Raw genomic sequence first — 12,668 nt, forward strand, 5'->3', positions numbered from 1 at the left:
TCCGGGGCCTTTTCGTGACGTCAGGCGCCGTCGGCTCTGGCCAGGGACAGGACCTCCTCGGAGGTGGGCGGGGACGCCGGATGGTGGCTGAGGCACATCGGCACCCTGATCCGGTGGAACCCCGCCCCTTCGGCCGCCACGTAGAACTGGCCGGCCCTCAGCCGCCCGATCTCCTGCGCCCCTCCGCCCTTCAACCTGGCCATCTCCTGCGCGGCCGCGATCTGGATCGGCGCGTTCAGGAAGCCGAAGAACTGCGTGGCGGCGTTACCGGGGATGTGGTTGTGCAGGCCTTTCGGCGCCTGGGTGGCGAAGACCAGGCCCAGCCCGTACTTGCGGGCCTGCGAGGCGAGCATCAACGTGCTGCCGGTGGCGGGGGTGGTCCTCCCCTGCGGGGCGAACGTCTGCGCCTCGTCCATGACCAGCAGCCCGCCCAGCGGCCTGTCGCCCGCCGGCCGCCGCCTGAACCAGGCGAACAGCCCGAGCTGCAGCCGGTTGACGAAGCTCTGCCGCTGACCGTCCTCCTGCAGCCCGGCCAGGTTGATCACCGAGACCCGCGCCCGGCGCCCCCGCTCGGGCGTCAGCAGCACCCCGGGGTCGACCGCGGTGCCCTCGCCGCCGAACATCGGGTCGTTGATGACCGCCGCGCGCAGGTTCTGCGCCGTCTCCGCGGCCAGCTTCGCCGCGCCGTCCAGGTCGCTGACCGCCTCGGGTAGCTCGGACAGCAGCGCGATCAGCCCTTCGAGCCCGTGCGAGCCCGACCTCGCGTGGTAGGCCATCGCCTCCCTCAGCACGGCCTGGGAGCGCTGCGCCTTGGCCGTCGGCCCGTCGATCCTGGCCTTGGGCGCGAGGGCGGCGACCGAGGCGTCCAGCGCCAGGCGGAACTCGTCGGGGTCGTCGGCCAGGCCGCTCAGGTCGGGCAGCGGCTGGAAGGTGAGGGGGCGGCCGGTCTGCCTGCCGGGGGTCCAGACGACGACGTCGGTGTTCGCCAGGTAGGCGGCGGCCTTGCGCTGGTCGCCGTCCTCCCAGGTGGGCGGGGGCGACGGCCATGCCGTACCGAGGCGGGACAGGTCGTTGTTCGGATCCAGCACGATGGCGGAGACGCCCTGCAGCGCGCACTCCTCGATGAGCCTGCGGATCAGCACGGTCTTGCCCGATCCCGAGCCCGCGAAGATGACCGTGTGCTTCCTGAGGGCGGCCAGTTCGAGGCGTACGGGCGCGCCCGCGCCCGTCTCCCTGCCGAGGGTCAACGACCCGTCGTCCTCCGTCCGCCTGCCGACGGTCGACGACCGTTCCTTCCCCGGTTCCTGCGCGGGCGCGTCCACGGGCGCGGGCTGGTCGGGAGCCACGACGGACGGGCCCGTGACGGACGGGGGCGCGCCGGTCAGGTCCACGACCGGCGGGGCCGTGACGGACGGGGCAGTGGCACGCGGGGGCGCGGAGGACGGGGGTGTGGCAGGAGGAGGTGGGGAGGACAGGGACGTGGCGGACGGGCCTGTGGCGATCGGGCGGGTCGTGTCGAGGTCGTCCGCCGGGGCAGGCGGCTGCGGCTCCGTGGCCGGCCTGGTGAGGGCCTCGACCAGCAGCTTCACGTCGTCGGCGGGCCGCCGGGCCGCCAGCCATTCCTGCAGGTGCGCAGGCTCCTCGTCGAGCAGCGCCCGCAGCGCCGACAGCGTCCGCAGATCCGCCTCGTCGACCCGCAGCACCCTGCCGCCCGCCGCCTCGAACGACGCAAGCGCCTCCTTCGTCTTGGGGCCGCCCGACCAGTCCTCGTTGCGCAGCACGAACAGCTGCCGCCTGGGCACCCCCTCACGCAGCCCCGCCGAGACGCACGCCGCCCTCAGCCGGTGCAGGGCCGCGACGGGACTCGTGCTGGCGATGCCCCTGAAGCACCAGTGCACCTCGTCCTCCGTCGCCTCGTCGAGCGTCAGGCGCAGGCGGGCGTGCAGCGGCGGTTTCCTGCTCGGCGGAGGGTCCTGGGCGTACCTGTGGGCCGCCGCGCCCCTGCCCGCCATCCAGGCCGTCAGCCCGGCCGACAGCAGCCCCGGCATGACGGCGTCCTCGGTCCTGGGATCCAGCGCGGGCTCGACCTCGGCGCTCTCCCTCAGCATGGCGAAGTGGGCGTCGAGCGCGGCCAGCCCCGAGGGGCCGACGTCGGCCGGTGGGCTGGCCCCGCTGCCTCCGCCGTCCCCAGGCTCGTCCAGCCGGTCGAGCTCCCTGATCTCGCCCTCGGCGAGGCAGCTCTGGACATGCTTGTCGATCTTGATGAGGATCTGGCGCGGAGTCAGGCCGACTGCGCTGTCGAAGGCCTCCTCCCTCACCGGCCACGTCGGGTACGGCGGGACGAACCCCGCCCGCCCGAACCCCGCCGCGAAACGCCGCTCGACGATGGCCCTCGCGGTCTGCGCGTCCTTCAGCACCCTGAGCGTGGCCGGTTCCCTGAACCTGTCGCGGACCGTGGCGGTCGCCTGGTCGCGGATCAGCATCCAGGTGTGCGGCAGGCACGACAGCACGGTCAGCGTGCGCCTGGTGACGTCACGCAGGGCCATCAGCCCTCCGGCCACCTGCTCGACGACGGCGCCCTGCCCGTCGTCCACCAGGCGGGCGCTCGACTGCGCGACGAGCGCGTCGACCTGGTCGACGGCGATCACTGATGGGCCCGTCAGCGCCAGGAGCCGCGACAGGTCGCGTACCACCTCCTGCGGCGACCGGTAGACGCTGGTCAGCCCCCAGTCCTTGCCCAGCCCCTCGTCGGGGACGGACGACAGGTAGGCCTGGCCCGCGTCCTGCGCCGCCAGGTCGTCGGAGGCCAGCAGCACCAGCGCCCTCGCCGTGTCGTGCGCGTCCCTGAGGACGGTGCCACCCTTGCGGCGCAGCGCCTCCACGAACAGATCGAGCGCCCTCCTGTCCAGGTGGCCCCTGCCATCGACGGCCCGCCGTACCATCCTGGGCACGTCGGCGAGCTGGGCCAGCCGGTTCAGCAGCAGCCGCAGCTGCGACTGGCCGTCCTCGGCCGGACGCCAGAGGCTGTCGAGCATCGCGATCACGATGCTGTCCCAGAAGCTCCTGGCGTCAAGCAGGCCGACCAGGAAGAAGTAGCCGCCCTCCCGCTGCGCGTGCTCGCGCGCCCAGCCCAGCAGGTGGGTCTTGCCGGTGCCCCGCTGCCCCTGGATCACCACCCCGACCGGGCTGGCGTCGGCGCTCTCCTTCGCCTCCGTCACCCCTCGGCGCAGGTCGAGCGCGGCCATCGGGTGCAGGCTCTCCACGTGGTACGGCGAGGGCCGCCACACGTCGTCAGGAGCGTGGACGGCGTTGAGCCGCAGCGCGCCCAGCGCCTCCCATTCCGCCGTCATCGCGCGCCGATCGACAGGTAGTGCTTGTCCTGGTCGCCCACGGCCAGCGCCGCCCTGCGGTCCTCCGGCCTGAGCGCCTTCTGGTTGTCCTCGGGCACCATGACGACGTCGGGCTGCCTGTTGAGGCTGCGCAGCGCCTCGTCCATCACGTTCTGGGGCACGTCGGCCAGCCGAACGCGCACGTCGGTCAGGCTCACCCAGCCGCCCGGCTCGCGGGTCAGCTCGGCGTAGACGGCCCGCACCCTCGCCTCGACGTCCTGCACCCCGTCCTCCGCGGCCGCCTGCACGGGCTGGAAGACGTCGCCGAAGCGCTGGTCCGTGCGAGACAGGAAACGCACGAGCCCGGCCAGCACCGCTCTCAGCGCGGCGCCGTTCGAGCCGGAGGTGACCTTCACGCCCGCACGGATCTCCTCGGCCAGCCGCGCCCACCCGTCGTCGGTCAGCACGTGCGCGAACGACCGGCCCCGTTTGCGGCTCTCGACCAGCTTGAGATCGTTCAGGTGACGGCGGTCCTTGCCGTCGAGGGTGATGTTGTACCGCTCCTTCAGCTCCGGGTTGGTCACCTCATCGGCCTCGGCCATGAGGACGATCATCACGGAGATCTGCGGAACCGACAGTGCCATTTCCTACCCCTTCGTTGACGAACGCCGCGATCTCGCGGGCCACTGCCTGCGCGTCCGTCAGAACGGCGCGACTGGTGAAGCGCAGCACCACAAAGCCGTCCCGCGCCAGGCGCACGTCACGCCGCCGGTCCGACTCGAACGTCTCCTGCCTCAGGTGGCTGTCGTCGTCGATCTCGACGATCAGCCGCGCCTCCCTCCAGAGGAGGTCGACCCTGATCGGGTTGCTGAGCGGGTGCGAGGCGTAGACCTGGTTCCACTCCCTGCCGGCCGCCCATTCGCACCGCCTGAGCACGCTCTCCATGCGCTGCTCGGCGGGGCTCGCGTGATGTGGCCGCCCCTTCCTCGGCTCCCACGGCCCGCCTCGATCGGGCGGCGCGAGCCGGTCCTGCGGCACGGGTCCGTCGGAGGCGCGCGGCGGGGCGGATGGAGGGGCGGGAGCCGGGAGAGCAGCGGCCGTCACGGCCGGGGCCGAGGGGGCGCGCAGGACGCGCAAGCCCGTCCAGCGTTCGAGCCACTGGCAGGCCGCCGACAGCACGTCCGCCTCGCCCTGGCTCAGCTCGCCGCACGACGCGACCGCGATCGTCGAACCGGTCCCGATGACCCTGCCGAGGCCCGCCGCGCGCACCTCAGCGGAGAAGCGTGCCGTACAGGGGCGGCCTCTCAGCGCCGCCTCGGCCAGGTCGGCGAGGAACGGCCCGAAGTGCCCGTCCCCTGCCGCCAGCCGTACGGCGAGCACGCGCACCGCCCGCACCCCTGCGCCACCGGGGCCCGCGATGTCCTCGGCACCCGGTAACCACTGCGGGAAGCGGCGCACGGCGAGGTCCTCCATGTCGCGCAGCACCGCCGCCACCAGGTCGCCCACCCGGTGCGGGGCGGTCGCGGCGTGCGTGAGGACGACCGGCGACACTGCGGAATCCCCTCATTCACGGACCATCCACTCTTTGCTGAAGCTATACGTAATCGCCCTCGCCGCGCGCCAGTGTTACGAGATGTTCGCGGCACGCGTCTCGATCATTAAGGGCTTCACCACCGTTGGCCCAAGCCGCGCCGCCCGCCGTGTCGTCGTCACTAGCTTCGTCTTCCGTCGGATCACCGAACACGATCGGGGGAACGTGCATGTCGAACGCATCACGGAGAATTCGGAGCGTCCTTGCGGTGGCCGTCCTGGCGACCGGCATGGGCATGGTCTCGGGGCCCGCGTCGGCGGGAGTCTGCGGGCAGCGGCTCGCGATCAACGACGGGACGACGTTGGCCTCGTTCTGCGACGAAGCGGCGGAGTTCAGGGCCCAGGCCACGCACACCTCGATGACCGTTCCCGCGAACTCCGAGGCGGCGATCGCGGCCGAGCAGCTCGCCAAGAAGCTGGGCCTGCCCGGCATGGCCCGCTCGACCGCGGTCTTCAGCGTCGCCGACATGGCCGGCGTGGCCGCGGGTGCGGGACATCCCTCGCTCCCCGCAGGGCTGCCCAGCGAGGCGGGCCTGCCTGAGACCTCGCATCTGGCCGCCTCGCCCGATCTGGGAGGGCTGCCTTCGCTGCCCAACGCCGACAAGCTCCCCGTCCTCCCGATGCTGCCGGCCCTGCCGCCGGTGTCCAAGCCCTTGCTGCCCGAGGCGATCGGGAAGACTTCCGTGAAGGCACCGGCCGACACGTCCGTACCGCTCGACGCGGTCGTCGGGGAGGTCAAGGAGCTCGTGCCCGAGGGGTCGCTGCCGCTGGACGACGTGTCGAGGGTGACAGGCACCGTGCGCGTGCCGGAGCTGAGCCCGATCCTCGACCAGGGCTGAGCGCCCGTTTCCGCCTGCCGGACAGGAGCGCGCCCTCCTGTCCGCGGGTCCACATAGATCAGGGCCGTGCCCCCTTTCCCGGGCACGGCCCTTCCCCGTCTCCGGCGCCCTGACCCTTCGGGAGGCCCTGGAGACGGGAACCCTTGCCATTGGAGCCTGAGAGCCCGCACCGTCGCCGACGGCCGAGGTCCTCGGGGATGACGGGAAGGCGAAACCCTCACCTGAGGCCGGGCGGCTTCAAACGTGCGCCTGACCGAGGAAGTCCGGCGTGACGAGGCCGGAGCGGAGTACGGCGGGCGGGTCAGGAGACGAGCGAGTCGAGTTCGTCCTCCGGCAGGCCCAGGTCGAGCCTGATGCGGTAGCGGGTGCGGAGCAGGGCGACGTGCTCGGGGTCGTCCTCGGCGCACACGAGCACCGCCTGGGTCGCCCACTCGAGGCCGCCCTGCAGGTCCCCGTACGCCACGAGCGTCTCGGCGATGTTGTGCGCCGTGGCGGGCGTCGTGGTGCCCTCCGCCCTGAGCGCCTCGATGACCTCGCGCGCCTCCCCTGGCCTGTCGAGCTCGAAAAGCGTGTCGGCGATGCCCGCCCGCGGATCGATCATCGACTCGCCGCCGTCCTCGACCGCCCGCTGGAAGCATTCGAGCGCCCGGTCCGGCTGCCCCGCCTGCTTCCACTCCTCGGCGGCCAGCGCGAAGATGGCCGCGCGCGAGATGTCGCCCGAGGAGTAGGTGAGGGCGAGCTCGCCGAGCTGCCTGGCCAGCGAACTATGGTCGTCCGCCAGAAGGGCCTGCTCGAGCATTCGATCAAGGTGCTCACGGGTCACATGCGCCACACCGCGAGACTACCGAGGTGGTCCCCGGTTTGCCTGGACAATGCACATCACCGCCAGTGCACAGCTTCGGCAACGATTCGTGCAAACCCCACTACACACCGCGTGTCCCTACAGGACCAAGGGCATATAAGGCTCACGTCATCAGGGGCGGAAGGGGCTGGGCATGGCCAAGCATTTCACCTTCATGATCGCCTGTGCAGCCGTGTTGTCGACCGTCATCCCGGGCGCCGCCGGATATTTCTCCGCCCGGATGGAGGCCGTGGAGTCGGCCGAGCGAAGAGTGGCGATGATGGAGGCGCGACTCGCGAACAAGATCGAGATGGTGTCGCTTCCCCGTCCCTGTTCCCCCGGTCCCGCCACCCGTCTGAAGGCGAAACGTCCCCCGTCGCGGGCGTTCGTGCCCGCGCCGGGGACGGACGGCGAGCGGCATGCCCGCCGGGATCAGTCGGAGCCGATCACGCCTGGCGTGGCCGGCGGGGACTGAGCCTGCGCGACAGGAACGACCTGACGAGCTGCTTGGCGGCCTCGATGATGTCGGGCGCGCCCGCAGGGTCGCGGCGGAAGGCCAGCTTGAGCACGGCGTCGCCCGCCTCGACGGCCACCAGGATGGCGACGTCGAGCTCCTCGCTGTCGGCCAGGCCGTACTCCTGGAGCAGCAGCCCGCGCAGCCGGCCCGCGATCACCATGTTGTTCTCGGAGTCGGAGTCGAGCAGGTTGAGGTCGACGACGTCGCCGAAGTGGAGGCTCTTGAAGCCGGGAACGCTCCTGTGCATGGCGACGTACTCGTCGATGATCGCGTCGACGGCGTCCCACCACCCCCTGTAGTCCTCGTCGAGGAAGCGGGCGCCGACCCTGGAGACGAACAGCTCGACGTTGCGCCGGGTCAGCTCCTGGGTGATGGCCCGCTTGTCGGGGAAGAACTGGTAGACGGACCCGATCGCGACTCCTGCGCGTTCGGCGATGCGGGTCGTCGAGAGGGCTTCGTAGCCGACGTCGTCGAGCAGGTGGGCGCAGGCGTCGAGCATCCGCTCGACCCTGCGAGCGCTACGGCGCTGCGTGGGCTGACGGCGGAGCGGAGCGAGCTCGGTGCCGTCCTCGTCTACCGGCAGAGATGACACGGACTTCATCTTGCCCCCAATGCGCCGGGCGTCGCCGGGAAAACCGGGATTGTAGAACCGCGTGGAATGCCGCTCACGTTTTGTTCCGCGAGTCGACGAACTCGGCGACCAGCTTGGCCACCGCTTCGGGCTGCGTGCGCTGCGCCCAGTGGTCGGCGGCGATCCGTTCGCGCCTGAACACCGGCGCCCACTGCCGTAGCGAGGCGAGCAGCCAGGGCGAGACGAAGGGGTCGCGGGTGCATTCGATGAGCTGCACGGGCGTGTTCACGCGCGGGTCGCCGGGCCGTCGCAGGCGGTTGAGCATGTTGGCGCGGTAGAGGTCGAGCCCGTTGCGGGCGTCTGCGGCGGTGGCGCCGAGCGCGGGGGCGAGCGCGCCCATGACCAGCTCGGGGAGCACCGGGAGCTGGAAACCTGCGATGTACCAGGACCGCAGCAGCTGCCCGAGCACCCGGGTACGGCCCGCCTGGCGGAAGAACGCGGCGGTCTGGTCGAGCCCGGGACCGCCGATCGTGGTGAAGGAGGCGAGCCTGTCGCTCCTGCCGGCCACGTACCAGCCCTGGATGGAGCCCCAGTCGTGGGCGACGAGGTGCACCTGGGGCTTGCCGACGGCGTCGAGCACGGCGTCCATGTCGGCGGCGAGCCGTTCGAGCCGGTAGCCGCTGACGGAGCGGGGCGCGGAGGACCCACCGCTTCCCCGCACGTCGTAGCGGACGATGTGGTGGCCGCCCTCCAGCCGCCGGACGACCTGGTCCCACACGCGGTGGTCGTCGGGGTAGCCGTGCAGGAACAGGATCGTCGGGCCGGCGGGGTCGCCCTGCTCGTAGACGGCTAATCGCACCTCACCGGAATCTATTAGACGCACGGTCCAAAGTTAACTGTCGGCCGGGCTCCCGGCCAGACCCGTGCACGAACGCAGGTCCTTCCAGCCGGAGACGGCCTGGATCCTGGCCGCCCCGGTCAGCGGGATCGGCACGCCGCCCTGGATGGTCGCGGGCGTCCACCTGTCCTTGATCACCTTGCGCCCGTCGATCGTGAGCGTGAGCACGCCTGTCCTGCCGGTCTCGGGGCCCCAGTTGTAGAAGACGAAGTTGCCCAGGCCGTAGTTGACGTAGGAGTTGCCGATGAAGCCGCTGCCGAGCAGGATGTGCGCGTGGCCGCCGACGATGACGTCCGCTCCGGCCTTGACCAGCTTGGGGGCCAGCAGACGCTGGGCGGGGTTGGGACACTTCTGCATCTCGGTGCCCCAGTGGAGGTGCACGATCACCGTGTCGGCGCTCTTGCGGGCCTGCCGTACCGCACGGATCAGGCGGGCCTCGTTCTTCGCCGAGGCCAGCCCGCCCTTGTCGCCCGAGGCGGTCCACGACTGGATGAACTCGGCGTCGAGCACCTGGGTGGCGCCGATGATCGCCACGCGGTTGCCGTTGACCGTGACGCGGTAGGGCCGGTAGGCCTCGGTCTCGTTCCTGCCGATGCCCACGACGGGGAACTTGGACCTTTTGATCGCGGCGAGCGAGTCGGTCAGGCCGCTCTCCATGTAGTCCATGCCGTGGTTGTTGGCCATCGAGACCACGTCCACGCCCGCGGCCTTGAGCGCCGTGAAGGCAGAGGCGGGCGCGCGGAAGGTGTACTGCTTGCCCGGCGCGGGGGTGCCGGCGGTGGTGATCGCCGTCTCCAGGTTGACCATCGCCAGATCCGACGACTTGAGCACCTTGGCGATCGGGCCGAGCGCGGTGCGCGGGTTGTTGAGCCTGCCCCTCAGCACGCCCTCGAAGTGCACGTCACCACCGAAGGAGATCGTGTACGGCGTGCGCTCCGGCTCCTGCAGCAGGCTCGGGGAAATCGTCGGCTTCTCCGCCACATCCGTGACGGGATCGCCTTTCGCCGCCGAACAGGCGGTCAGCGCGATCGCGACGCCAGCAACGGCCACAGCGCGGCTCGCTCTCATTCACCCTCCCGGTTTCAGGCACCGAGCATGCCATGCGCGCGCTCGCTGTGCGCGGTGAGCCACACCACGGCCGAATGTGTGGCCTCGTCGACCGGAGTGTAAACGATCATCCGGGTCTCGGGGGCGCCCGTGCAGTTGAACATGGTGCTCGTGAACCGCAGCCGCCCCACCATGTCGTTGTCGAACGTCTTCTCCCTCGAACGGGGGTCGGCCACGTCGTGGGTGGCCCACAGCCTGGCGAACTCGGGGCTGGCCGCCGACAGCCGCTTCACGAAGTCGCGCCACATGGGGTCGTCGGCGTGGCGGGTGTAGGCCCCGCGGAAGACGGCGACGCTGCCGTGCAGTTCCTGCTCCCTGTCGACGAGCGCGGTCCGCCACTCGGCGTTGACGAAGCACTGCCACAGCGTGTTGCGCTCCTCCTCGGGGGCGCCGACCAGTTCGGGGAAGAGCGCGGCGTAGGCCGGGTTCCAGGCCAGGACGTCATGGCGGCTCGTGCTGAACGACGCGGGCAACGGGCTGAGCCTGTCGATGATCTCCTGCATGGCGGGCGTGACACGGGTGGAGTCGTGCACGGGGGAGGCGACGGCGTGTCCCGCCAGCAGGTAGAGCTGCTGGCGCTCGGCGGTGTCGAGCATCAGTGTGCGCGCGATGGAGTCGAGGACCTGCAGGCTGACGTTGATGGGCCGGCCCTGCTCCAGCCACGTGTACCAGGTGACGCCCACGCCTGCGAGCTGGGCGACCTCTTCCCTGCGCAGGCCGGGAGTACGCCTGCGGGTGCCGGGCGGCAGCCCCGCCATCTCGGGCGACACCCGTTCGCGGCGGGAGCGCAGGAAGGCCGACAGGTCATCGCGTCGCTTACTCATCCGGGTGCCACCAATACCGGGATAAATGGACTCTTTTTACTAGTATCCACCACCCAGCACCGTAGTAGCATGACCCAAACCTCGGCCACGGCCACGGCCGCAGCGACGACCACGACAAGGAGCAGTGGCCTCCTCCTGGCCATCGTCCTGCTTGGCCAGTTCCTCGCCATCTTGAACGTCAACATCGTCAACGTCGCCACCCCCACGATCGAGGCCGACCTGCACTCGTCGGGCGCGGGGCTGCAGATGATCGTCGCGGGCTACACCATCACCTATGCCGTCCTGTTGATCACCGGTGCCAGGGTCGGCGACCTGTTCGGCTACCGCAACACCTTCCTGACCGGCTTGGCCCTGTTCACCTTGACCACACTCGGCTGCGGGCTGGCGCCGTCCACAGGAGCGCTGGTCGCCTTCCGCTTCGCGCAGGGCGCGGGAGCGGCGCTCATGATGCCGCAGGTGCTGACGCTGATCCAGCGCAACTACCAGGGCGAGGCGCGCGGCAGGGCGCTCGGCCTCTGGTCGGCGGTGGTGAGCGGGGGCATCGTCGTCGGCCAGGCGCTCGGCGGCATCCTGCTGGGATTCGGCGTCGGCTGGCGGATCGTTTTCCTCGTGCTCGTGCCGATCGGCGCGCTGCTGCTCGTCGCGGGGCTTCGGGTGCTCCCCGCCGACCAGGGCGGCGGCAGGGCGGGACTGGACCCGCTCGGCCTGGTCACGCTCTCCTCGGCGGTCCTGCTGGTCATCGTGCCGCTGGTGCTCGGCCGCGACCTCGGCTGGCCACTGTGGGGATGGGTGTCGATGGCGGCGGGTCTCGCGGTCTTCGCGCTGTTCATCCGCGTGGAGCGCTGGGTGACCGCCCGCGGCGGCCGTCCCCTGGTGGACGCCAGGGTCCTGCGCGCGCCCGGCATGCGGCCCGGACTCGCGGTGCTGCTGTTCGGCCCCGCCACCTGGGGGGCGTTCCTGTTCACCTCGGCGCTGCACCTCCAGGGCGAACTGCACCTGACGCCGCTGATGTCCGGCCTGATGCTGGTGCCGTGCGCGCTGGCCTTCGCCGCCGTCGGGCTGGCCTGGCCCAGGCTGCCGCAGCGGCTGCAGCGTACGCTCGTGCCGTTCGGGTACGTCATCGCGGCGCCCGCCTACCTCGGGCTGGCCGCCGCCTCGGGGGGCGGCCTGCCGTACGCGATCCTCAGCGCGCTCATCGGCGCGGGGCTCGGTGTGCAGATCGCGGTGACCAACATGGCCACCCAGCAGGTCGACGCCGCCTACGCGGCCGACGCCAGCGGCGCCCTGCTCACGGTCATGCAGCTGGGTCAGGTGATCGGTGTGGCCACGGTCGGCACGCTGTTCATCTCGCTGATGCAGGGACACACAGGACAGGCCTCCATCGGTACGGCCATCGCCCTGGCGGCACTCGCCGCCCTTGCCGGGTTGAGCTCGGTCTTCCTCATCCGCCCGAAGGTCTCCCAGGCATAAAACCGCGTGATCTCGCGTGGAGGACACCACAAGGCTTCGCGCTGCCGGACTTCGGGTGACCAGGCCCGGCTCGCGTCCCTTGAGCCGGTCAGCCCTCCTCGGGCGCAGGCCTTTTGGTGGAGTACGCGCGGCACGATGTGTTCGCGACGGAGGCGGGCAGGCGTTTCTGGGAGCGAACGCGTGAGCACAGGATGACGGTTGCGAAGAATCGCCGTCACGCGCGGTTCGCCGGAATCCTCGACGGCGTGTGGAAGGCCACGCCTGCGCCGACGCCGCGCACGGCGGCAGCGGCGCTGGTCGGGGTGCTGGTGTGGGTCAGGAGGGGCCGCGGCCGGCGTGTGTCATGATGTGAAGATCTTCTGCACTCGTCTTGCGGGCGGGCTGAAGTGAGCGGCCCTGAGGGTTGTGCCAGCAACCTGCCAGGGCCGTTCTTTATGCGCTCGCCGCAAGCGCGGCCAGGTCGAATTCGCCGTCGCGAACTCCGGCCGTGAAGGCGTCCCACTCGCTCGGGGTGAAGACCAGGACGGGACCGTCCTGCTCCTTGCCGTCCCTGAGCGCGACGCTGCCGTCGGCCAGGCTGGCGACCTCGACGCAGGTGGAAGCGCCGTTGCAGAAGCTGCTCTTCTGCCAGGCCGCCCTGGAGGTATCGATGTGCATTTTCTCCCCAAATGGGTAAAAGGGG

Annotated in this window: 13 protein-coding genes; 4 read left to right on the plus strand and 9 right to left on the minus strand. The window is 71.0% G+C overall.

The features are described 5' to 3' along the window. Positions 1–20: 20 nt before the first annotated feature. From AC3EO4_RS43200 to AC3EO4_RS43210, 3 genes are read right to left on the minus strand one after another with little or no spacing between them, the layout of a single operon-like run. Complete coding sequence (locus AC3EO4_RS43200; RefSeq protein WP_431901499.1) at positions 21–3,350, minus strand: helicase HerA domain-containing protein; 3,330 nt, start codon at positions 3,348–3,350, stop codon at positions 21–23. Beyond that, entirely contained in the window at positions 3,347–3,973 is a 627-nt protein-coding gene (locus AC3EO4_RS43205) for a hypothetical protein (protein ID WP_431901500.1), read from the minus strand. Before AC3EO4_RS43205 ends, AC3EO4_RS43200 begins: the two co-directional genes overlap by 4 nt. Then, complete coding sequence (locus AC3EO4_RS43210; protein ID WP_431901501.1) at positions 3,915–4,880, minus strand: endonuclease domain-containing protein; 966 nt, start codon at positions 4,878–4,880, stop codon at positions 3,915–3,917. Before AC3EO4_RS43210 ends, AC3EO4_RS43205 begins: the two co-directional genes overlap by 59 nt. Positions 4,881–5,128: 248 nt before the next feature. Here AC3EO4_RS43210 and AC3EO4_RS43215 point away from each other — a divergent pair, with 248 nt between their 5' ends. Then, complete coding sequence (locus AC3EO4_RS43215) at positions 5,129–5,758, plus strand: hypothetical protein (protein ID WP_379578027.1); 630 nt, start codon at positions 5,129–5,131, stop codon at positions 5,756–5,758. Positions 5,759–6,059: 301 nt separating this feature from the next. Here AC3EO4_RS43215 and AC3EO4_RS43220 read toward each other — a convergent pair whose 3' ends face one another. Then, entirely contained in the window at positions 6,060–6,557 is a 498-nt protein-coding gene (locus AC3EO4_RS43220) for a tetratricopeptide repeat protein (RefSeq protein WP_379578028.1), read from the minus strand. A gap of 196 nt (positions 6,558–6,753) precedes the next feature. Between AC3EO4_RS43220 and AC3EO4_RS43225 the strand changes: the two genes are divergently transcribed. Next, a complete protein-coding gene (locus AC3EO4_RS43225; RefSeq protein WP_431901504.1) occupies positions 6,754–7,074 on the plus strand; it encodes a hypothetical protein in 321 nt (106 codons plus the stop codon). Here AC3EO4_RS43225 and AC3EO4_RS43230 read toward each other — a convergent pair. From AC3EO4_RS43230 to AC3EO4_RS43245, 4 genes are all read right to left on the minus strand, one after another. Then, the gene (locus AC3EO4_RS43230) at positions 7,046–7,717 is read right to left on the minus strand and encodes a TetR/AcrR family transcriptional regulator (RefSeq protein ID WP_379578030.1); all 672 of its coding nucleotides are present in this window, start codon (positions 7,715–7,717) and stop codon (positions 7,046–7,048) included. The genes AC3EO4_RS43225 and AC3EO4_RS43230 overlap by 29 nt on opposite strands. 64 nt (positions 7,718–7,781) lie before the next feature. Further along, the gene (locus AC3EO4_RS43235; protein WP_431901507.1) at positions 7,782–8,546 is read right to left on the minus strand and encodes an alpha/beta fold hydrolase; all 765 of its coding nucleotides are present in this window, start codon (positions 8,544–8,546) and stop codon (positions 7,782–7,784) included. A 33-nt stretch (positions 8,547–8,579) separates the two neighbouring features. Further along, entirely contained in the window at positions 8,580–9,653 is a 1,074-nt protein-coding gene (locus tag AC3EO4_RS43240; protein ID WP_431901510.1) for a CapA family protein, read from the minus strand. Positions 9,654–9,667: 14 nt separating this feature from the next. Beyond that, on the minus strand, positions 9,668–10,516 hold the full coding sequence (locus tag AC3EO4_RS43245) for a helix-turn-helix transcriptional regulator (RefSeq protein ID WP_431901512.1): 849 nt from the start codon (positions 10,514–10,516) through the stop codon (positions 9,668–9,670). A 69-nt stretch (positions 10,517–10,585) separates the two neighbouring features. Between AC3EO4_RS43245 and AC3EO4_RS43250 the strand changes: the two genes are divergently transcribed. Together AC3EO4_RS43250 and AC3EO4_RS43255 are read left to right on the plus strand one after the other, a co-directional pair. Next, positions 10,586–11,986, plus strand: coding sequence for an MFS transporter (locus AC3EO4_RS43250; RefSeq protein ID WP_379578037.1), 1,401 nt, complete (start codon positions 10,586–10,588; stop codon positions 11,984–11,986). A gap of 137 nt (positions 11,987–12,123) precedes the next feature. After that, positions 12,124–12,333: a DUF6082 family protein gene (locus AC3EO4_RS43255; RefSeq protein WP_379578175.1), complete on the plus strand. Its 210-nt coding sequence runs from the start codon at positions 12,124–12,126 to the stop codon at positions 12,331–12,333. Between the two features lie 85 nt (positions 12,334–12,418). Here AC3EO4_RS43255 and AC3EO4_RS43260 read toward each other — a convergent pair whose 3' ends face one another. Continuing rightward, complete coding sequence (locus AC3EO4_RS43260; RefSeq protein ID WP_379578039.1) at positions 12,419–12,643, minus strand: DUF397 domain-containing protein; 225 nt, start codon at positions 12,641–12,643, stop codon at positions 12,419–12,421. Between the last annotated feature and the right edge of the window lie 25 nt (positions 12,644–12,668).

Source organism: Nonomuraea sp. bgisy101 (genome assembly GCF_057708945.1).

Bases quoted from the DNA above. Each gene is read 5' to 3' on its own strand.
- AC3EO4_RS43200 (WP_431901499.1), bottom strand. From the start codon at position 3,350: ATGACGGCGGAATGGGAGGCGCTGGGCGCGCTGCGGCTCAACGCCGTC.
- AC3EO4_RS43205 (WP_431901500.1), bottom strand. From the start codon at position 3,973: ATGGCACTGTCGGTTCCGCAGATCTCCGTGATGATCGTCCTCATGGCC.
- AC3EO4_RS43220 (WP_379578028.1), bottom strand. From the start codon at position 6,557: ATGCTCGAGCAGGCCCTTCTGGCGGACGACCATAGTTCGCTGGCCAGG.
- AC3EO4_RS43225 (WP_431901504.1), top strand. From the start codon at position 6,754: ATGGCCAAGCATTTCACCTTCATGATCGCCTGTGCAGCCGTGTTGTCG.
- AC3EO4_RS43230 (WP_379578030.1), bottom strand. From the start codon at position 7,717: ATGAAGTCCGTGTCATCTCTGCCGGTAGACGAGGACGGCACCGAGCTC.
- AC3EO4_RS43240 (WP_431901510.1), bottom strand. From the start codon at position 9,653: ATGAGAGCGAGCCGCGCTGTGGCCGTTGCTGGCGTCGCGATCGCGCTG.
- AC3EO4_RS43245 (WP_431901512.1), bottom strand. From the start codon at position 10,516: ATGAGTAAGCGACGCGATGACCTGTCGGCCTTCCTGCGCTCCCGCCGC.
- AC3EO4_RS43250 (WP_379578037.1), top strand. From the start codon at position 10,586: ATGACCCAAACCTCGGCCACGGCCACGGCCGCAGCGACGACCACGACA.
- AC3EO4_RS43260 (WP_379578039.1), bottom strand. From the start codon at position 12,643: ATGCACATCGATACCTCCAGGGCGGCCTGGCAGAAGAGCAGCTTCTGC.